Annotated in this window: 23 protein-coding genes; 21 read left to right on the top strand and 2 right to left on the bottom strand. The window is 31.4% G+C overall.

What is annotated here, in order from left to right; translation table 11 throughout:
- The first annotated feature begins 43 nt into the window (after window positions 1-43).
- The 12 genes from cutD (at window position 44) to eutM (ending at window position 8,096) form a co-directional block, all read left to right on the top strand.
- Complete coding sequence (cutD, locus tag KQI86_RS03130; protein ID WP_216437695.1) at window positions 44-997, top strand: choline TMA-lyase-activating enzyme; 954 nt, start codon at window positions 44-46, stop codon at window positions 995-997.
- Window positions 998-1,035: 38 nt separating this feature from the next.
- Window positions 1,036-1,389: a BMC domain-containing protein gene (locus KQI86_RS03125; RefSeq protein WP_216437694.1), complete on the top strand. Its 354-nt coding sequence runs from the start codon at window positions 1,036-1,038 to the stop codon at window positions 1,387-1,389.
- The gene (locus KQI86_RS03120) at window positions 1,386-1,826 is read left to right on the top strand and encodes a EutP/PduV family microcompartment system protein (protein WP_216437693.1); all 441 of its coding nucleotides are present in this window, start codon (window positions 1,386-1,388) and stop codon (window positions 1,824-1,826) included. Before KQI86_RS03125 ends, KQI86_RS03120 begins: the two co-directional genes overlap by 4 nt.
- 13 nt (window positions 1,827-1,839) lie before the next feature.
- Window positions 1,840-2,514 carry a cobalamin adenosyltransferase gene (locus KQI86_RS03115; protein WP_216438306.1) on the top strand — a complete coding sequence of 225 codons (675 nt, stop codon included), beginning with the start codon at window positions 1,840-1,842 and terminating at the stop codon, window positions 2,512-2,514.
- Window positions 2,496-3,341: an ethanolamine utilization protein EutJ gene (gene eutJ, locus KQI86_RS03110; RefSeq protein ID WP_216437692.1), complete on the top strand. Its 846-nt coding sequence runs from the start codon at window positions 2,496-2,498 to the stop codon at window positions 3,339-3,341. Before KQI86_RS03115 ends, eutJ begins: the two co-directional genes overlap by 19 nt.
- A gap of 15 nt (window positions 3,342-3,356) precedes the next feature.
- Window positions 3,357-3,659: a BMC domain-containing protein gene (locus KQI86_RS03105; protein WP_216437691.1), complete on the top strand. Its 303-nt coding sequence runs from the start codon at window positions 3,357-3,359 to the stop codon at window positions 3,657-3,659.
- Window positions 3,656-3,919, top strand: coding sequence for a EutN/CcmL family microcompartment protein (locus KQI86_RS03100; protein ID WP_216437690.1), 264 nt, complete (start codon window positions 3,656-3,658; stop codon window positions 3,917-3,919). Before KQI86_RS03105 ends, KQI86_RS03100 begins: the two co-directional genes overlap by 4 nt.
- A gap of 56 nt (window positions 3,920-3,975) precedes the next feature.
- A complete protein-coding gene (locus KQI86_RS03095; RefSeq protein ID WP_216437689.1) occupies window positions 3,976-4,635 on the top strand; it encodes a cupin domain-containing protein in 660 nt (219 codons plus the stop codon).
- 22 nt (window positions 4,636-4,657) lie between these two features.
- Window positions 4,658-5,458, top strand: coding sequence for a BMC domain-containing protein (locus KQI86_RS03090; protein WP_216437688.1), 801 nt, complete (start codon window positions 4,658-4,660; stop codon window positions 5,456-5,458).
- Window positions 5,459-5,497: 39 nt separating this feature from the next.
- On the top strand, window positions 5,498-7,078 hold the full coding sequence (locus tag KQI86_RS03085; RefSeq protein ID WP_216437687.1) for an acetaldehyde dehydrogenase (acetylating): 1,581 nt from the start codon (window positions 5,498-5,500) through the stop codon (window positions 7,076-7,078).
- Window positions 7,079-7,729: a phosphate propanoyltransferase gene (locus KQI86_RS03080; protein WP_216437686.1), complete on the top strand. Its 651-nt coding sequence runs from the start codon at window positions 7,079-7,081 to the stop codon at window positions 7,727-7,729.
- Window positions 7,730-7,805: 76 nt separating this feature from the next.
- Window positions 7,806-8,096 (top strand): ethanolamine utilization microcompartment protein EutM, encoded by a 291-nt coding sequence (gene eutM, locus KQI86_RS03075; RefSeq protein WP_216437685.1) that lies wholly within the window; start codon window positions 7,806-7,808, stop codon window positions 8,094-8,096.
- 173 nt (window positions 8,097-8,269) lie between these two features.
- Here eutM and KQI86_RS03070 read toward each other — a convergent pair whose 3' ends face one another.
- Window positions 8,270-8,917 carry a cupin domain-containing protein gene (locus KQI86_RS03070; RefSeq protein ID WP_216438304.1) on the bottom strand — a complete coding sequence of 216 codons (648 nt, stop codon included), beginning with the start codon at window positions 8,915-8,917 and terminating at the stop codon, window positions 8,270-8,272.
- A gap of 328 nt (window positions 8,918-9,245) precedes the next feature.
- On the opposite strand from KQI86_RS03070, the gene KQI86_RS03065 reads away from it, so the two are divergent.
- Genes KQI86_RS03065 through KQI86_RS03055 form a run of 3 tightly spaced genes read left to right on the top strand, consistent with a single transcriptional unit; the run spans window position 9,246 to window position 11,064 of the window.
- On the top strand, window positions 9,246-9,737 hold the full coding sequence (locus tag KQI86_RS03065) for a DUF2975 domain-containing protein (protein WP_216437684.1): 492 nt from the start codon (window positions 9,246-9,248) through the stop codon (window positions 9,735-9,737).
- A gap of 17 nt (window positions 9,738-9,754) precedes the next feature.
- The gene (locus KQI86_RS03060) at window positions 9,755-9,979 is read left to right on the top strand and encodes a helix-turn-helix domain-containing protein (RefSeq protein ID WP_216437683.1); all 225 of its coding nucleotides are present in this window, start codon (window positions 9,755-9,757) and stop codon (window positions 9,977-9,979) included.
- A 14-nt stretch (window positions 9,980-9,993) separates the two neighbouring features.
- Window positions 9,994-11,064 carry an FAD-binding protein gene (locus KQI86_RS03055; RefSeq protein WP_216438302.1) on the top strand — a complete coding sequence of 357 codons (1,071 nt, stop codon included), beginning with the start codon at window positions 9,994-9,996 and terminating at the stop codon, window positions 11,062-11,064.
- A gap of 67 nt (window positions 11,065-11,131) precedes the next feature.
- On the opposite strand, the gene KQI86_RS03050 is transcribed toward KQI86_RS03055, so the two are convergent.
- Complete coding sequence (locus KQI86_RS03050) at window positions 11,132-11,626, bottom strand: hypothetical protein (RefSeq protein WP_216437682.1); 495 nt, start codon at window positions 11,624-11,626, stop codon at window positions 11,132-11,134.
- 366 nt (window positions 11,627-11,992) lie between these two features.
- Between KQI86_RS03050 and KQI86_RS03045 the strand changes: the two genes are divergently transcribed.
- The 6 genes from KQI86_RS03045 to KQI86_RS03020 all read left to right on the top strand — a co-directional run bounded on the left by KQI86_RS03045 (window position 11,993) and on the right by KQI86_RS03020 (window position 18,700).
- Window positions 11,993-13,408 carry an MBOAT family O-acyltransferase gene (locus KQI86_RS03045; RefSeq protein ID WP_216437681.1) on the top strand — a complete coding sequence of 472 codons (1,416 nt, stop codon included), beginning with the start codon at window positions 11,993-11,995 and terminating at the stop codon, window positions 13,406-13,408.
- A 15-nt stretch (window positions 13,409-13,423) separates the two neighbouring features.
- Complete coding sequence (locus KQI86_RS03040; RefSeq protein WP_216437680.1) at window positions 13,424-14,821, top strand: alginate O-acetyltransferase AlgX-related protein; 1,398 nt, start codon at window positions 13,424-13,426, stop codon at window positions 14,819-14,821.
- Between the two features lie 580 nt (window positions 14,822-15,401).
- The gene (locus KQI86_RS03035; RefSeq protein ID WP_216437679.1) at window positions 15,402-16,286 is read left to right on the top strand and encodes a methyltransferase domain-containing protein; all 885 of its coding nucleotides are present in this window, start codon (window positions 15,402-15,404) and stop codon (window positions 16,284-16,286) included.
- A gap of 317 nt (window positions 16,287-16,603) precedes the next feature.
- On the top strand, window positions 16,604-17,566 hold the full coding sequence (locus KQI86_RS03030) for an ABC transporter ATP-binding protein (RefSeq protein ID WP_216437678.1): 963 nt from the start codon (window positions 16,604-16,606) through the stop codon (window positions 17,564-17,566).
- Window positions 17,559-18,380 (top strand): ABC transporter permease, encoded by an 822-nt coding sequence (locus KQI86_RS03025; protein ID WP_216437677.1) that lies wholly within the window; start codon window positions 17,559-17,561, stop codon window positions 18,378-18,380. Before KQI86_RS03030 ends, KQI86_RS03025 begins: the two co-directional genes overlap by 8 nt.
- A gap of 53 nt (window positions 18,381-18,433) precedes the next feature.
- Window positions 18,434-18,700 carry a metal-sensing transcriptional repressor gene (locus KQI86_RS03020; protein WP_216437676.1) on the top strand — a complete coding sequence of 89 codons (267 nt, stop codon included), beginning with the start codon at window positions 18,434-18,436 and terminating at the stop codon, window positions 18,698-18,700.
- Window positions 18,701-18,768 lie beyond the last annotated feature (68 nt).

Below are 18,768 nucleotides of genomic sequence, written 5' to 3'. Positions count from 1 at the left end.
TTAGAAATTACTAAGGAATAAAAGAGACTGGAGATTGAATAGTATGGGTAATAAAAACTTAGGTATAATCGAACGAAAAGCAACAATTTTCAATGTGCAAAAATATAATATGTATGATGGACCAGGAGTAAGAACTCTAATATTTTTTCAAGGTTGTCCACTTCGCTGTAAATGGTGTGCTAATCCTGAAGGACTGCTAAAGAAATATAGAGTTATGTTTAAGAGCAATTCGTGTGTCAATTGTGGTGCTTGCGTTTCTGTTTGCCCGGTTGGAATACATACTATTTCCAACGAAAGCCTAAAACATGAGGTAAATCGTAATATTGATTGCACTGGATGTAAAAAATGTGTTGATGCTTGTCTAAAATCAGCATTATCTATAGCAGGAGAGGTTAAAACTATTTCTGAGCTTGTTGAAATTGTTGAAGAAGATATAACCTTTTATGAGGTTTCTGGTGGAGGTGTTACCTTAGGTGGTGGTGAAGCTTTAATGCAACCAGAAGCTGCTTGTAATTTACTTATGGCATGCAAACAAGAAGGCATAAACACTGCAATTGAAACCTGTGGATATGCAAAAATGGAAACAGTATTGAAGGCGGCGGAATTTACAGATTTATTCTTATTTGATCTAAAGCATATTGATTCAGATAAACACTCTCAGTTAACTGGAGTGAGAAATGAACAGATATTAGAGAACTTAAAGGAACTTCTTCGCCGCAAATACAATGTTAAAATCAGAATGCCTTTACTAAAAGGTGTAAATGATTGTAAAGATGACATTGAAAATGCTATGGAATTTTTAATGCCTTTCAAAGATTATAAGAATTTTAAAGGAATTGATTTACTACCATATCATAAGATGGGGGTAAATAAATATAAGCAGCTAGGAATTGAATATCCAATCGAAGGAGATCCAAGCTTAAATAATGAAGATTTAGATAGAATTGAGAGCTGGATTAAAAAATACGATTTACCTGTTAAAGTGATTCGTCACTAAACAATTTCAAATAAATAATATAATGGAAGGTAAGGTTTATGGGAGAGTTTCTTGATAGAAGTATACAACGTGTTATACAAGAGTCAGTACCAGGTAAGCAAATAACAATCGCTCATGTTATTGCCTCACCCATGCCAGATATCTACGAACGATTAGGAATTGATGAAAAGGGAGCCATAGGGATTCTAACTTTGAGTCCCTATGAAACTGCTATTATAGCAGCAGACATTGCAACAAAGGTTGCAGATATTGAAATTGGATTTTTAGATCGTTTTACGGGATCTGTAGTTATAAATGGGGATGTAGAAAGCGTTGAAACGGCACTAAATGCTGTAAATGATACATTGAAGAATTTACTTGGATTTACGACCGCTCCTATTACACGAACATGAGAAAGAAACGCATAATGGTAATAGGTCCTTCAAGATCTGGTAAAACTACATTAGTAAATGAATTAAACAATTATCATGGTGAATTAAGAAGAACACAGGATATGATTTATGGTGAAAATACTATTGATGTACCAGGATCATATATAGAGAATCCTTGGATGTACAAGCATATAATTGCAGCAGCCCAAGATGCATCTCATGTATTAATCTTAGTTGACCAATCTAGATGTACAGATGTGTATCCCCATGGATTTGCAAGGACCTTTACATGCCCTGTAATAGGAGTGGTAACTAAATGTGACTTAATGCCAGAAAACGAAGAAAATTGTATAAGGCAGCTAAAAATGATAGGAGTTCCAGAGCCATATTTTCATATTAGCTTTTCTAAGGGAATAGGCATTGATGCTTTAAAAAAATATTTATTTGGAGAAGGGTAAAGCAAAGGGGGCAATGATGAAATTTATCACTGAAGAGTATTTAAGAGATTTGTATAAGAAAGAACCTTTTAATACCTATCAATTAAACCAGGGAGAGCGCCTTACACCCGGAGCACGCCAATATCTGTCTGATAGAGGTATAAAAATGTTAAATGAGGTTTCATGCAATAATAAAAAAATTCCTGAAGCTAAGCAATCAAAAACATTGGCAGTAGAAAACAACAACAATAAGAAGAAGCTCTGTTATAAATTAAAATCTGTGGAGGCGCTATTCCTTGTAACAAGTAGTGATATTTTAAATGAAGATATTATCTTAGCACAAAATATTATTGCTTTAGGTAAGAAAGTTACAAATATTAGAAAATTTATAGAAGGAAAAAGCCAATTAGAGAGTCTTAGTTGTCAAGAATGCGCTGGAATGAATTCAACTAATTTTTATAATGACATTGATGACTGCTTTGAAATTACAGAGTTTTATGTGCAACTTGAAAAAAGCAAGGAAATTCTAAAATTGCATACACTTCGTTGTGCCCTTCATGAACTAGATCCATATGTGATTGAAGTATATGAAGAGGATGACAATAATTTAGGGAAGGACGTTATTAAAAATATAAATTCAATTATTAACTTACTATCCCAAATGATTTGTTCAATTGTTGGAGGAAAAAGATGTCAGAGAAAGAATTAAGTTTTGAATATTGTGATAAGCTCATTCATGATTTTGAAGAGGTTATAAATAAAACAATTGTAAAGGAGTCATCGACTTATTATACAGGAGTTGATTTAGGTACTGCATGCGTGGTACTGGCTGTCTTAGATGAAAACTACAGACCAGTTGCAGGAGCTTATAGATATGCAGATGTAGTTCGTGATGGTATGGTAGTTGACTATATTGGAGCAGTTAAGATCGTAAGAGAATTAAAGCAGGAGCTTGAGGAAAAGTTAGGTACAGAGCTGCTTTATGCAGCATCAGCTATTCCACCAGGAACGAATACTTTAGATTCAGGAGCTATTAAAAATGTAGTAGAAGCAGCTGGATTTGAATTAACAAGCATATTAGACGAGCCTACTGCTGCAAATGGAGTGCTTAAAATTGAAAATGGAGCAGTTATAGATATAGGTGGTGGAACAACAGGTATTTCTATATTAAAAAATGGAAAAGTTGTGTATGTAGCTGATGAACCAACTGGTGGAACTCATTTCTCATTAGTTATTTCAGGTGCATATGGTATGTCTTTTGAAGAAGCAGATAAATTTAAAAGAGATAATAGAAGACATAAAGAATTACTTCCGGTGTTAAAGCCTGTAGTTGAAAAGGTATCATCTATTATCAATCATCATATAAAAGGACATGATGTTAAAGAAATTTCTTTAGTAGGTGGAACTTGTTGTTTAACTGGAATAGAGGAGGTCATTGAAAAACAAACAGGAATATATACACACAAACCTCAAAATCCAATGTTTGTTACACCTTTAGGGATAGCTCTTAGCTGCACAAAAGAAATTATTGAATAAGGAGAGTAAATAGATATGGAGTTTAGAATTATAAAATCACCTTCTGAAGGGACTAAAGATATTCTAAGACGACGTATGGGAGCAAATTGTAAAACAGATTTAAATAATGTTGATGCAGTTGGCCTTGTTCAAGGAAGAATGATAGAGATGATTTATGCGGCGGATATTGCAGAAAAAGCTGTTGGAGTTACAGTTGAGGATATTAGAGGAAGTTGCCCGCAGAATATGATTTTAATTGCGATTTTCGGAGATACAGCTTCCGTAGAATCAGCAGTTAAGGAAATTAAAATTAAGATGGAAGAAGGAAAAGCATTATGATAGCAGCAAGATTGATTGATAATATATGGGCAACTAGAAAAGCTGAATCACTTAGTGGATTAAAATTTATGCTAGCTGAGGAGATTGGTGGCATTAATGAAGGAAGAAGACTAATAGTAGTAGATATTATTAGTGCAGGCATAGGCGATAGAGTAATCGTATGTACTGGTTCCTCAGCTCGCAGAATGTTAGGTGATGATGATATGCCAGTGGATGCAGTTGTTGTAGGAATCATTGATGAAGATTGTGATTTTAAATAAATTCAAAAGATATAACCATATATATAATTTATTTTATAATGAAAGGATGTGAGTGAGTGAAGAGGTTGATTGCTGCAAAAGATGTTGAAGACTTAATAGAACAGGGTGGAACAAAATTTTATATTGATAACAATGTAATTATTACACCATCAGCTAGAGATTTAGCAAAGGCTAATAATATAGAATTCACTATAGAAGCTCCTAAATGTGAAATAAAATCAGTTGAATCACCAAAACTTTCTGTAGATGGAATGGATGGTGAAATGCTTTTAACATTCTTTAAGACTATGATGGATAAAGGTCTTTTGCAAGAAATGATTAATTGTTTAAACAAATCTAATACACCTTATGTTTCTGAAAGTGATAAAGGAGGCTTAAAGGTTGTTAGAGGTAATACGGTTAAAATGGACGTATTTGATACAGGTAATCCAAATGCAAAAGCTTACTATCAAGAATTAGTTAGCAAGAAAGAATCTAAGATGAGTGCTGGATTTTTAACAATAGAAAATTCACGCTTTGATTGGGAATTGACCTATGAAGAAATTGATTACGTTATTGAAGGAACTTTAACAATAGAAATCAATGGAAAGACTTATACTGCATATCCTGGTGATGTAGTATTTGTACCATCAGGCTCTAAGGTGGTCTGGGGTTCACCTGATAAAGCAAGGATATTTTATACTACTTATCCTGCAAACTGGGCGGATCTTTTATAGTAAACTTTAGGAGGATTAAGCTATGAAGGCACTTGGATTAATAGAAACAAGAGGATTGCTAGCAGCAATTGAAAGTGCAGATACAATGCTTAAATCAGCAGATGTTAGCATTTTTGATAAAACTTATGTTGGTGGTGGGCTTGTTTCAGTAGCAGTAACTGGAGATGTAGGTGCAGTAAAAGTAGCTGTAGAAGCTGGTGTTGTAGCTGTTAAAAGACTTGATAGTTCATTGCTGGTTTCAGAACATGTAATACCACGTCCACATGAAGAATTAGACAGTATTATTGGAATTAAAAATACAACAGAAAATATCCAAGAAATCTCTAATCATACTGGTGAATCAAATGTAATAATGGACAATCCAATTGATAAGAGTTCAAAAGATGAAAATAACACTGATTCTTCAGAAAATGTAATACCACATTCACATGAAGAATTAGACAGTATGGTTGAAGTTAAAGATACAACAATAGGTATAGATAACTTGAATAATAATGACAATGATACTGAAAATATCCAAGAGATTTCTAATCATACTGGTGAGTCAAATGTAATAATGGATAACCCAGTTGATGAGAATTCAAAAGGCGGAAATAAAACTGATTCTTCAGAAATGGACTTAAAAAATTTACAGAAGGAAACTGTAGATAAACTAGTAAAAGATAATGGAATAGAAAAAGCTATTGAAGTGCTAAATAAGCTTAAGTTAATAAAACTTAGAAATTTAGCTCGCCAATATAATGACTTAAAGATTACAGATGAAGTAATCTCAAAAGCAAGTAAGAAGTTGCTAATTACTAAAATAAGAGCATACTACAAATAACTTTAATACACAAATATTGTAAGAAGAAGGAATGATAAAATGGAAAATTTCGATAGAGATTTGCGCTCTATACAAGAAGCAAGAAATCTTGCGCGCTTAGGAAAAATTGCGACAGAAAAAATTGCTGATTATAGTGAAGAACAAATTGATAAAATTTTACGCAATATGGTTAAAGTTGCCGAAGAAAATGCAGCATGTTTAGCGCAAATGGCTGTAGAAGAAACTGGTTTTGGTAAAGTTGAGGATAAAACTTATAAAAACCATTTAGCATCTACAATTTTGTACGATGCAATAAAAGATATGAAGACTATTGGTGTAATTAAAGAAGATGAGGCAAATAAGCTCATTGAAATTGCAGAACCAGTTGGACTAGTAATGGGAATAGTACCATCTACAAATCCAACATCAACTACTATTTTTAAGTCTATGATTGCAATTAAATCTAGAAATGCTATAGTATTCTCACCACATCCATCTGCTGCAGAATGTACAATTAAAGCAGCTAAATTGATGAATGAGGCAGCTATTGAAGCAGGAGCACCTGAAAATATTATTGGATGCATTTCTATGCCAAGCATTGGAGCAACAAATGAATTGATGAAGAGTAAGGAAGTTGCTATCATTATAGCAACTGGTGGTCCAGGCATGGTGAAAGCTGCTTATAGTGCTGGTAAGCCTGCACTTGGAGTAGGCGCAGGTAATTCTCCGGCATATATAGAGAGAAGTGCTAATGTTCAGCAGGCTGTTAGAAATATAATTGCAAGTAAGACATTTGATAATGGTACAATCTGTGCATCAGAGCAATCAATCATATGCGAAGAGTGTAATCATGATCTGGTTGTTGAAGAATTTAAAAAACAAGGTGGATATTTTATGACAGCAGAGGAAACTGATAAAGTTTGTGATTTGTTGTTTAAGAATGGACACAATATGAATGCTAAATTTGTTGGTAGATCTCCTCAGGTTATTGCAAAAGCTGCAGGAATTTCTATTCCAGAAGGAACTAAGGTACTTATTGGTAAACAGAAGGGCGTAGGGGAAGGATATCCATTATCCTTTGAAAAGCTTACTACAGTACTTGGCTTCTATACAGCAAAGAACTGGGAAGAAGCATGTGAGTTAAGTATTCAATTACTTCAAAATGGAATCGGACATACAATGAGCATTCATACTGAAGATAGAGATATAGTAATGAAATTTGCTAAAAAACCAGCTGCACGTATTTTAGTGAATACTGGAGGCAGTCAAGGTGGAACAGGTGCAAGCACAGGTCTTATACCATCATTTACACTTGGCTGTGGTACTTGGGGGGGCAGTTCAGTATCTGAAAATGTTACTCCAATGCATTTAGTTAATATAAAGAGAGTTGCTTATGGCTTGAAGGATTGTGCAACATTAGCTTCTGCTGATCCAACTTTTAATAGAATAAAGACTGCTGATAACTGTCGTTCTACACAAAATCAATGTGGAACCTTAAGTCCTGCTGAATATGTAGCTGCATCAAAGTGCAATAACACTGATAGTAATACTAATAATAGCAATAATAGCGCAGTTACTAACAATGAAGAGCTTATGAAATTAGTTAATCAGATAGTAAAGGCTATGAAGGGGGAAATCTAAATGGATAGATGTGAAACTATATTGAAGCTTTTACTGGAAGCTGTACAAGCTAACGAAGCTAATACAGATGTAAAAAATGATTCAGATGAAGTTCCAGTAGGTGTTTCAAATAGACATATACATCTTTCACAGAAAGATTTAAACATTCTATTTGGCGAAAATTATCAGATGACAAAGATGAAAGATTTATCACAGCCTGGACAGTATGCATGCAAAGAGACTTTAACAGTTTGTGGACCAAAGGGTGCAATTGAAAAAGTTAGAATTCTTGGACCTATAAGAAGTAAAACTCAGGTTGAAGTGTTAGCTGGAGATTGCTTTAAGCTTGGTGCCGTTCCACATCCAAGATTATCTGGTGATTTATGTAATACACCTGGAATTACATTAATTGGACCAAAGGGTTCAGTTCAGATTGAAGAAGGCTTAATAGTTGCTCAAAGACATATACACATGACACCAGAAGATGCTAAAAACTTTGGTGTTTCTGATGGTCAGATAGTTTCTATCAAGTTTGATGACCTAAGAGGTGGCATTTACAGCAATGTAGTTATTAGAGCAAATGATGCTTCTAAACTTGAATGCCATATTGATACTGAAGAAGCAAATGCCATGAACATTGCTTGTGGTTCAAAAGTAAAAATTATAACATAAAAATTAAAGATTATAATATAAAAATTATAATATAAAATTATTAAATAAAAATGAAAGAAAATAGGAGGATTTTAAAATGAAATATGATGCATTAGGAATGATCGAAACAAAAGGATTAGTTGGTTCAATTGAGGCTGCAGATGCTATGGTTAAGGCTGCAAATGTTTATTTAATCGGTAAAGAATATGTTGGTGGTGGTCTTGTAACAGTTATGGTAAGAGGCGATGTAGGTGCTGTAAAAGCAGCTACTGATGCTGGGGCTGCAGCAGCACAACGTGTTGGTGAATTAGTTTCAGTTCATGTAATTCCTCGTCCACACTCTGAAGTAGAAGTAATTCTTCCATCAGCTAAAGAAGCTGCAAAATAATTAACAAACTTAAATAATATAAAATAAAAAAAAGATGCTGTATAGAAACAAATTTTTATACAGCATCTTTTTATTATGTCTTTCTTTTTGTCATAAAAAGCAGCCTCCTATGATAATTTGATTTTACCCTAGAAAGCTGTTTTTACGGGACTTTTTCACAGTCACTTTTGGTATTAGTGGTCTTCAGCAGCTTGTGCAATTGCTTTTGTTTTATGAACTGTACCATGTGGATGCTCAGGTGGCGCATAGATAGCGTACAATTTAAGTGGTTTATTACCTGTGTTGATTACATTATGCCATTTACCAGCAGGTATCATGATTGCAAAGTCATCATATACTTTTCTTTGATAATTCAGCCTATCTTTTCTATCACCCATTTGAACAAGTCCTTGGCCTTCTTCAATACGTATAAATTGATCAAGTGTGGGATGAACTTCTAAACCTATGTCATCCCCAACATTGATGCTCATCAAAGTAACTTGCAAATGGTCCCCTGTCCACAAAGCGGTACGATAATTATTGTTTTGCTTAGTAGCTTCCTCAATATTAACTACAAAAGGTTCTGGTCCATAATCCTTCAATTCAATTAAACTATTATCCATTACTGATTGTGAAAAATCAAATCTTGAATCATACTCCATCTCATCAGTAAAAGGAATATATTGATTAGTAAAGTGATTTGAAAAGTCTGAGTTATACATTGATGTATTAACGCAGTAAGGACATGGATGCGTCCTATAAGCATTATACATAATGTTCGGGTTATACATTGATGTGTTTACGAAATAAGGGCATGGATATGTTTTATAAGCATTATACATATTGCTCATTCCTTTCATAAGCTTATAACATTATCATATGATCCATTTTTAGGAAATGTGATTGCATTCACAGGGATATTATGTAACTAAATGTATTCAGATTGGTGAGGTTGTCCATCATCTTTCGCGTTAGAGTGGATAAAGGATGACATTAATCGTAAAAATAGGTAAGTGCTATAAATTACCTCTACACTAAGTAAAAGAGTCATTGACTAAAACGATAAAAACATAAAGAATAACGATAAATAATTATTGTAATTATTGAAATGTTGATATATAATAAGGGTGTAAATAATGAACAAAAACTATTTTAAAGAGAGGTACTTTTATGAAAGAGAGAACAACTTCAAAAATATTAAATGGATTAGTTATTATAGGAATCATTTTAACAATTCTTACACTTATAGGCACTCCACTTGTGCTGACAGCACTTATAAAAATTTCAGGTATGAAACCATCAGTTCCAAATATGAAGTGGATATTGACAGCATGTATCTATGCCTGTTCAGCTCCTTATGTAATAGCCTTATTTAAGTTGAAAAAAATCTGTAAATTGCTTACGGGCCAAAATTCCTTTTCACCAATTATATCAAATGAATTTAAAGTGATTGCCATTTGTGCATTTGCAGAAGTGGTTGTTTACATTCTGAGCAACATATTTTTATACGTAGTATTTGATTTCTATCTATATGCAATAACTGTGATACCTTTGATAATCGTAACTTTTGTTGCCATAACAGTGGGATTCTTGTGTTTGTTAATGTCTAATATATTTAAAAGAGCTGCTGAAATCAAAGAAGAAAATGATTTGACATTCTAAAAAGGAGGAAATCAAATATGATTATAGTTAACTTAGACGTTATGATGGCAAAACGTAAAATGTCTTTAACAGAGTTGTCAGAACAATTAGGAATGACAATGGCAAATGTATCAAACTTTAAAAATCAGAGGGCAAAAGCTTTTCGTTTTACTACTCTTGATGCTTTATGCAGAATACTCCAATGCCAACCGGGAGATATTTTAGAGTATAGGGAAGAAAATAATTTAGAGAATGGTAAATAAAGATGAAAAAAGTAATGATTATGACATATGACGTTGCAATTATAGGGTTGGGGCCTTCTGGATCTACACTGGCGCGGCTGCTTTCTAAAAAATATAAAATTATTGCCATAGATAAAAAAGAATCTATCGAAAACGGATTTCAGAAACCTTGCGGTGGATTGCTCTCTTCCGACGCACAGAAAGCATTGGCAAAGTTAGATATGACCATTCCAAAGGATGTAATGGTAGATCCACAGATTTTTGCTGTTAAAACTATAGATTTAAAAAATAATCTCATTCGCCATTATCAACGATTTTATATTAATCTTGATCGTCATAAATTTGATTTATGGATGAAATCACTTATTCCGAATCATGTGGAGGTTCACAACAATTCTCGTTGTTCTGCCGTTGAAAAAATACCGGAAGGTTACCAGGTAACTTTTCATGAAAATGGTATGGAACATGTCATCATCGCCAAATATCTGGTGGGGGCAGACGGCGCTAATTCCTTGGTGCGCCGAATTCTTTATCCCAAAAAGAAAATACGTACTTATATGTCAATCCAGCAATGGTTTCCAGAAACACATGCCAATCCGTTTTATTCCTGTATTTTTGATTCGGAAAATACCGACTGCTGTTCTTGGTCCATATCTAAGGACAATCAGTTTATTTTTGGTGGCGCATTTCCCATGGATAATTCCCGGAAACGATTTGAAGATCAGAAAAAAAATCTAGAGAAAATTGGATTCCGATTTGGAGAGCCTATGAAAACCGAGGCCTGTATGGTGCTTCGACCGTCTAAATTCAATGATTTTTGCTGCGGTAAGGACAATGCTTTCTTGATTGGGGAAGCTGCGGGATTTATCAGCCCCAGTTCACTGGAGGGAATAAGTTCAGCTATCAACAGCGCACGGATTTTGAGTGAAGTGTTAAATGCTCATAGTAAAAATGTCAATAAAAAATATAGATTAAAAACTTTTAATATTCGTTTGAAGATCTTTTTAAAACTACTGAAATGTCCCTTTATGTATAATTCTTTTTTACGTAAGCTGGTATTAAAGAGTAGATTTCAAAGTATTGATATTGTCTCCATGGAACAGTAAAGGATTTAATTAATAAATGCGCGAAATCATTGAAGGTTTCGCGCAAAGATAAACTTCTTTTTTTAAACTATCGGCACATAACAATAATTTTATATGGTGTGGTTTGGGCTGGTATACTCCTTGTTGTAGGGCCATAGACAACAATTAGGTTTCGATTTGCAGGGTTTCTAGTAAAGAGTTGGTCGTTTTCTAATACTATCTCAGTATATGGACCAATATTTAATTTTAATTGGTTATCGCTACTTACCAACTGACTATTAAAATAATCTACTTTCACATTTTGGTATTGTGAATCTCTTGCCATAACAATGGCTTGAAATTGTGGTGGGTAAATTAGAGGAACAGGTGCATTTGCATCATAAAACCCAGTTACATTATCTCCTGCTGCCACCATTACATGATCTACAAAATAAGTATATGGTGTCACTACGAAATTTACTAAATTTCCATCTTCATTTTCTACAGACATTAATTTATAACATCCTAATCCTTCGCCAGTTGCATTTGTCCAAAAATCAGAAATCATAGTAATAGTGCCATGAAAGGATTTGAAACTTTTCATTTTTAATTTTACACTCCTATTTTAACTTCTATATATATACATATTATGAATTATAAAGAATTGTGTTATTATTTATAACTCAAAACTTTATTAATATTCTTTCTTTAAAATAAATTATTCAGGTAAATACGCATGTCTGAGCACCGAGTACCAAAAAATATTATGGATTTATTTCAATGGGATTAGTATGAGAAGAAATTGATTATAAAATAAATATATAAAAAAATATAATTATATTAAAAAAAATTATAAACTTTATGTTAAACATCTGTTCATAAACCAAAAAAGCTCCTCAAAGTTGTATATAATAAAGAGTTGTAGGCTATAATTAATAAACTGTATTGTTTTAGCGTGAGGAGGGAAAGTATGGTATTTAGTTCTCAGATATTTATTTTTATATTTTTGCCAGTAACTTTGTTGATTTATTATACTTTAGGTAATCTTTTTTCAGGTAATAGCTTTAAAAATTATATATCTCTTTTTGCAAGTTTATTATTTTATGCATGGGGAGGAATAGAAAATTTACCATTATTAGGTGGTTGTATTTTAATAAACTATATATTTGGATTACTTATTGACAAGTTAAAAGAAAAAGAAAAATTAAAAAAGATTATTTTATTAATTGGTATAATACTAAATTTAAGTTTACTTTTTTATTATAAATATTATGGATTTACAATAGGAAATATTAATAAAATTTTTAATATTGGTTTTCAATATAAGGAAATTATATTACCTATAGGTATTTCATTTTTTACATTCCAGGGGATGTCATACATAATTGATATATATAGAAATGATGCAAAGGTTAATAAAAATATTTTTTCTGTTGCATTATATATATCATTTTTCCCTCAATTAATAGCAGGTCCTATTGTAAAATATAAAGATATAGATAATCAAATAAGACAGAGAAAAGAAACTATTGAATATTTTAGTTATGGTATTGAAAGATTTGTTATAGGACTATCAAAAAAAGTAATCATTGCAGATGTGTTAGCTGGGATAACTGATACAATATTCTCACTTTCAAATACAGGAATTGATCAGCCTACAGCATGGTTAGGAGCTGTTTGCTATACTTTTCAAATATACTTTGATTTTTCAGGATATTCCGATATGGCTATTGGGTTAGGTTATTTATTTGGATTTAAATTTATGGAAAACTTTAATTATCCATACATATCAAAATCTATAACTGAATTTTGGAGAAGATGGCATATATCTTTATCTACGTGGTTTAAAGAATATCTTTACATACCATTAGGTGGAAATAGAACAGGTAATACATATTTAAATCTTTTTATTGTTTTTTTAGTTACAGGTTTATGGCATGGAGCTTCATGGAACTTTGTTGCATGGGGAATATGGCATGGTGTATTTATAATTATTGAAAAGCTTATAAATAAAAAAACATGGTATGTAAAAATTCCTTCTTTTATAAAAATAACAATCACTATGTTTATTGTTATATTAGGATGGGTGTTATTTAGAGCTAATGGTTTAAGGGATGCAATAAATTATTTATCAATAATGTTTGGGATAAATAAAGCTACAACAGTTACATTTCAATTTAGCTATTTTGTTAATAAAAAATTGGCTTTTTGGATACTTATATCCATTATAGGCTCAACTCCTATAATTAGTAATGCATTAAAGTTAAACCAGAACAAAGAGATATCTGAAGTAGTAAAAACAATATTTATTGGAATGTTATTAATTATTACAATAATATTTATAGTTAATTCTACATATAGCCCATTTATTTACTTTCAGTTTTAAAGGAGGTGTTAGTGTATGAAAAAAATACATCTTTTTAGAATAGTTTTATTTCTTTTTATTATTGCATTACCTATAATTAACATGAATTTAAAACCTAATCAAGTTTCAAGTATAGATAATAGGGAACTTATTGATTTTTCAGAGATATTTTTACAAGGTAGTGTTACTGAAAATACAGAAAATTACATAGAAGATCGTATAGGATTTAGAACTGAAATGGTTAATGTATATACTAAAGGGATGGATTTGTTATTTGATGAAATGATACATCCAAGTTATCAGTACGGAAAAGATGGATATATTTTTCAGAAATTACAAGAAAATAAACTAGACAAAAAATTTCAAGAAATTTATTCTGATTTTATATTAAATTTTCAAAATTACTGTACAGATAGAGATATAAAATTTTTATATGCTGTTGAACCTAGTAAAGCAACTGTATACTCTGAATTTTTACCAGAGGGGTATAATTATGACAATAAAAATCTTAGCTATTTTTTAAGTCTTCTTAAAAACAAAAACATTAATTATTTATATACTAGAGAAGCTTTGATGGATGCTAAAGATTCTAAGCAAGTTTTTGATAAAAAATATGATGCTGGTCATTGGAATGAAACTGGAGCTATTATTGGAATTTCATCTATATTAGATAGATTACATGATTTAGATTCAGGAGTAGATAAATTTGATATCAATAAATATGAAGCTGTAGAGTACACTAATACAACTCTTCCAGCCTCATATTTCCCTATAGATGAAAAAACTACACATTATAATTTAAAAAAGAATAATTCTGTGTATGTTACTGATTTTAATAATGAGATTAAGATATCTGAAAAGTTTAGAAGTTTTGCTCATTATAAAAATCCTAATAATAAAGATGCACCTAAGATACTTATTTTTGGTGGAAGTTACTTTCAAGGGAGAGAGAAGTTTCTTACGGAAAGTTTTTCAGAGTTAGTTATGATACATAATTACCATAATGTAATTGATTATGATTATTATATAAATATTTTTAATCCAGATATAGTTTTATTTGAGTCTACAGAATACACTCATTCAAATTACTATTTTCCTGTAGATGAAATGAAAAATTCCACTTATAACAAAAGTTTAAAGGATTATTCTAATCTTTCAGAGAGTAAGTTTGCATATGTAAAAGATAATACTTTTAAAAAATCAAATACTAATTTGACTAATTTCTCAATTCCTATAGAAGGGGAAAAAGCATCTTATGCCTATGCTGATATTTCAAATATAATACTAGATTGCAGAATAACGGAAGTTAATGGAAAGCAAAACATTGAATTTTCTATACCAGCTTCAGAAATAGAAAATTTAAACGAATTTAGTTTATACTTAATTTCTGAAGATGAAAGTGAATTTACAAAAATTTCTTTAAAATTAAACTAATTACCTATTTTTTAGTTTAAAAGTTTTGTAAGATTAATCAATTTTACAAAGCTTTTTTGTTTTTATAATAAAAATTATATATAGAAGTTTATTAATATTATCCAATGATGATCTAATATAAGACAAGCATTAGCTGAGATTTAAGAATATCAAAGCGTATCTTTTGATGATGAAACGGTAATACTCTATACCTATTGATAATCAGTCAATCTCATGATATAATTAGTCAAAATTAAAAAGGATGAGGTGTTAAAAGTGGGATACTTCTTTATAAGATTCCGTTATTTAGTTTAATTTAAATAACTAAATAAAGATAAGGTGAAAAAAGACCTAATACTTTAGGTTTATTTATTGTACATTATTTTAGGATTCTGATAAAGAGCATCATACTGATCTTAAATAAATATTCCATTGCAAACATTAAGAAGGTTATTTTCTTAATCTATATTTGATGTGTGTAATTAATGAAATATATAAGGGCTGCAGGTGAATTATGTTCATTTGCAGCTTTTTTATATTAGTCTATGATGTTTATTTTCGAGAATTCATATCAGATTATCAAATGAGGTGAATTCAAAATATGTATATTAATAAAGTTAAAAAAAAGCATAGAGCATCAGAATTAATAAGAAAAAATCAAGAAAAATTTAAGTGCCCTGTATGCAGTGAACCTATGTATTTAAACAATTTCTATAGTTTGACTTGTAGTTCAAATCACTGCTTTGATATATCAAGAAAGGGCTATTTGAATCTGTTAACTTCCGCATATAGCATTGTATATTCCAAGGAATTATTTGAAGCTAGGCATAAAGTTTGCGATAAGAAATTCTATGACCCATTGATTGATGAAATAAGCAAGATAATTCATAAATATAAAAGATCCACAGGTGGCGAAAAAGAATTAGATATTTTAGATGCAGGATGTGGAGAAGGGTCTCACCTTTATAGTCTCTCTCAGAGAATTAGTGGGGACTTAAAATGTAATATGTTTGGTGCTGATATATCCAAGGAAGGAATTAATATTGCATCAAATAATAGTAGTGATATTATTTGGACTGTGGCTGATTTAACGAGACTGCCTTTTGAAAATAGAAGTTTTGATGTGATATTAAATATACTTTCTCCTGCTAATTATCTAGAATTTGAAAGGATATTAGCAGATGAGGGAATTATTATAAAGGTAGTCCCAGGGCAGCTATATCTTAAAGAATTAAGAGAAGCAATTTATAAAAATAAAAATTATTCTAATGATAAGGTAGTAGACTATTTTACAAGTAAATTAGAAGTTGTATACGTTCAAAATATAAATTATACATTTAGTATTGATGAGGAACTTTTGCCTTTTCTAATAAAAATGACTCCATTAACATGGGGGGAGAACATTAAGGGAATAAACAGCTCACATGAAATAGATATCTCATCTATAACATTAGATTTAACTATACTTGTGGGAAAAAGAAAATAACAATATTAAATGGATGAAAGTCCCGATTATCTAAAAAGGTAATTGGGGCTTTTTGTATCTTAATTTAAATTAATTTCTTCAATAAAACCTCTTGACCATTACGTGAGGTAATGCCGTATATTGATATTGCAAAGGAGATGATATATGGCAGGTTAGTAAAACAGATTATAAAAAAATAAAAAATAATAGTTGACATATGAGAAAAGAAGTATTATTATAAAAGTACACCACCCCCCACCGGGGGAGGGTAACATAAAATAAAAGCATTATCAAAAATTAATTTATAGAATGTATTTAAATAAGAAAGGAGTAAGGTAATGTCAAATAATATTTTAGAAGTAAAAAATTTAAAGAAAGAATTCACATTAGGCAAAGATCGAAAAATCCAAGCGGTTAAAGGCATAAGTTTTGATGTGAGACGAGGTGAGGTATTTGGATTCCTAGGGCCAAATGGTGCAGGAAAAAGTACTACTATAAGTATGATTACAACACAGAAAGAAGCTACCTCTGGTGATATTCTAATTGACGGAGAATCACTAGTGAAAAATCCAGCTTTGGCTCGTAGAAAGATTGGTGTGGTAGCTCAGCACAATAACTTAGATAGAGGATTAACTGCGAGAGAAAATCTTATCTATCATGCAAAATATTTTGGAATGGATAATAATACTGCAAATAAAAGAGCGGATGAATATCTTGAGAGATTTGGCTTGACAGATCGTCAGCACGATTATGTGAGAAGCTACTCTGGTGGAATGGCACAACGATTAAAGATTGCAAGGGCGATCATGCATAATCCTGATATTTTATTTCTAGATGAACCAACAACTGGTCTGGATCCAAGCTATAGAACTATTTTATGGGAACAAATGCTTGAATTAAATAAGTCAGGTACTACTATATTCCTAACAACTCACTATATGGAGGAACCTGAACAATTGTGTGATAGAATTGCAATAGTTGACCAAGGGGAACTAAAAGCAATCGGTACTTCTGATGAGTTAAAAGCTTTAATTCCTACTAATAATATAGTATCTATAAAATTAGCAGAACTAAAAAATGGCTTTGTTAAGAAGGCTAGAGCTTTGAAAGATGTTGAAAATGCTGTTATTCAAAACGGATTACTACTTTTATATATGAAAAACGAACATCCTGATTTTAATAATATTCTTGATTGGGTAAAAACATTAAATGCTCCATTAGAAAATATAAGTTTGAGTACAAGTACACTTGATGATGTATTCATTCATTTAACTGGAAAGGGGGACATTAATAATGGCTAAAACAAATAATGAGAATACTAATACAAATACAAATGTGACATGGATGGCTTTTAAAACAATGGTTAAGAGAGATTTGGTGATACAAGCTCGAGACAAATGGGAATTTGTTTTCCGTGTAGCTATGTTACCATTCATACTGATATTGGCATATGGATATATACTACCAAAGATAGGCTTAGTACCAGCCACATTTCCAACTCAGATGTTTTCAGGTATGGTTGGAATGAGTATGATTGTTACAGGAATACATGGTACTGGAGTTCCTCTTACAATGGATTTCAATAATTCTAGAGAAATAGAAGACCGATTGATGGCTCCTGTTAATATAAAAACAGTTGCAGTAGCAAAAATGTTTGTAGGTATCATAGAATCTTGGATTGGTGGACTAATTGTATTACCTTTTTCATTGCTTCTAATGGGAGATTCTTTAGAACTTGTATTAAATTTTCAAAGTATACTAATTCTAATTCCTATTTTGTTACTTACATCTATTGCATCAGCAACATTAGGACTACTAGTAGGAACCATTATAAAGCCAATGCAAATTGCAGCTATGTTTCCTGGTTTCTTAATGCCAATGGTATTCTTGGGAGCTATATTCTTCTCATGGAGTGATTTAGCTGCAACACCAATTATTCAAAAATTAGTATTGATCAATCCTTTAGTATATGTAAATGAGGCTTTAAGAGCAGTGTTGACTCCACAAATTACTCATATGGCATTACAATTTAGTATCTTAGGTATCATCGTAAGTATATTAGTTATGGGATATTTTGGAGCAAAGAGATTCATGAGGATGGCAAAAGGAGCTTAAATAACTGCATCATACTATACCATCTATTATGAAATAGCTCAGGGAGTGATAATATGAATATTGAACAAAAAGAGGCTCTACAGTCACTAAAAATAGCAAAAGGTCAAATAGAAGCAGCAATAAAAATGATAGAAGATGAGAGATATTGTGTAGATGTTTCAAATCAAATATTAGCAATTCAATCACTTTTGAAGAAAGCTGATTTGTTGATAATAAGACAACACATGAATCATTGTGTTAGACAGGCATTTGAACAAGATAAAGGAAGCGAAAAAATAGATGAGATTATTGATCTTTTAGCAAAAGTGGTTGGGAAATAGACGATAATGGGGACATAAAATAGAAGTCATTCAGAGTGTTAAAGTAAGATTTGGTATTTGATAGCACC

Origin of the sequence: Clostridium mobile (genome assembly GCF_018918285.1) — a bacterium.
Classification (GTDB): Bacteria; Bacillota; Clostridia; order Clostridiales; family Clostridiaceae; genus Clostridium_AW; species Clostridium_AW mobile.
This window is presented reverse-complemented; position numbering and strand designations above follow the sequence as displayed.

Excerpts from the sequence above, each read along its gene's own strand:
- cutD (WP_216437695.1), top strand. The coding sequence starts at position 44 with ATGGGTAATAAAAACTTAGGTATAATCGAACGAAAAGCAACAATTTTC.
- KQI86_RS03125 (WP_216437694.1), top strand. The coding sequence starts at position 1,036 with ATGGGAGAGTTTCTTGATAGAAGTATACAACGTGTTATACAAGAGTCA.
- KQI86_RS03120 (WP_216437693.1), top strand. The coding sequence starts at position 1,386 with ATGAGAAAGAAACGCATAATGGTAATAGGTCCTTCAAGATCTGGTAAA.
- KQI86_RS03115 (WP_216438306.1), top strand. The coding sequence starts at position 1,840 with ATGATGAAATTTATCACTGAAGAGTATTTAAGAGATTTGTATAAGAAA.
- eutJ (WP_216437692.1), top strand. The coding sequence starts at position 2,496 with ATGTCAGAGAAAGAATTAAGTTTTGAATATTGTGATAAGCTCATTCAT.
- KQI86_RS03105 (WP_216437691.1), top strand. The coding sequence starts at position 3,357 with ATGGAGTTTAGAATTATAAAATCACCTTCTGAAGGGACTAAAGATATT.
- KQI86_RS03100 (WP_216437690.1), top strand. The coding sequence starts at position 3,656 with ATGATAGCAGCAAGATTGATTGATAATATATGGGCAACTAGAAAAGCT.
- KQI86_RS03090 (WP_216437688.1), top strand. The coding sequence starts at position 4,658 with ATGAAGGCACTTGGATTAATAGAAACAAGAGGATTGCTAGCAGCAATT.
- KQI86_RS03085 (WP_216437687.1), top strand. The coding sequence starts at position 5,498 with ATGGAAAATTTCGATAGAGATTTGCGCTCTATACAAGAAGCAAGAAAT.
- KQI86_RS03080 (WP_216437686.1), top strand. The coding sequence starts at position 7,079 with ATGGATAGATGTGAAACTATATTGAAGCTTTTACTGGAAGCTGTACAA.
- eutM (WP_216437685.1), top strand. The coding sequence starts at position 7,806 with ATGAAATATGATGCATTAGGAATGATCGAAACAAAAGGATTAGTTGGT.
- KQI86_RS03070 (WP_216438304.1), bottom strand. The coding sequence starts at position 8,917 with ATGTATAATGCTTATAAAACATATCCATGCCCTTATTTCGTAAACACA.
- KQI86_RS03065 (WP_216437684.1), top strand. The coding sequence starts at position 9,246 with ATGAAAGAGAGAACAACTTCAAAAATATTAAATGGATTAGTTATTATA.
- KQI86_RS03060 (WP_216437683.1), top strand. The coding sequence starts at position 9,755 with ATGATTATAGTTAACTTAGACGTTATGATGGCAAAACGTAAAATGTCT.
- KQI86_RS03055 (WP_216438302.1), top strand. The coding sequence starts at position 9,994 with ATGATTATGACATATGACGTTGCAATTATAGGGTTGGGGCCTTCTGGA.
- KQI86_RS03050 (WP_216437682.1), bottom strand. The coding sequence starts at position 11,626 with ATGAAAAGTTTCAAATCCTTTCATGGCACTATTACTATGATTTCTGAT.
- KQI86_RS03045 (WP_216437681.1), top strand. The coding sequence starts at position 11,993 with ATGGTATTTAGTTCTCAGATATTTATTTTTATATTTTTGCCAGTAACT.
- KQI86_RS03040 (WP_216437680.1), top strand. The coding sequence starts at position 13,424 with ATGAAAAAAATACATCTTTTTAGAATAGTTTTATTTCTTTTTATTATT.
- KQI86_RS03035 (WP_216437679.1), top strand. The coding sequence starts at position 15,402 with ATGTATATTAATAAAGTTAAAAAAAAGCATAGAGCATCAGAATTAATA.
- KQI86_RS03030 (WP_216437678.1), top strand. The coding sequence starts at position 16,604 with ATGTCAAATAATATTTTAGAAGTAAAAAATTTAAAGAAAGAATTCACA.
- KQI86_RS03025 (WP_216437677.1), top strand. The coding sequence starts at position 17,559 with ATGGCTAAAACAAATAATGAGAATACTAATACAAATACAAATGTGACA.
- KQI86_RS03020 (WP_216437676.1), top strand. The coding sequence starts at position 18,434 with ATGAATATTGAACAAAAAGAGGCTCTACAGTCACTAAAAATAGCAAAA.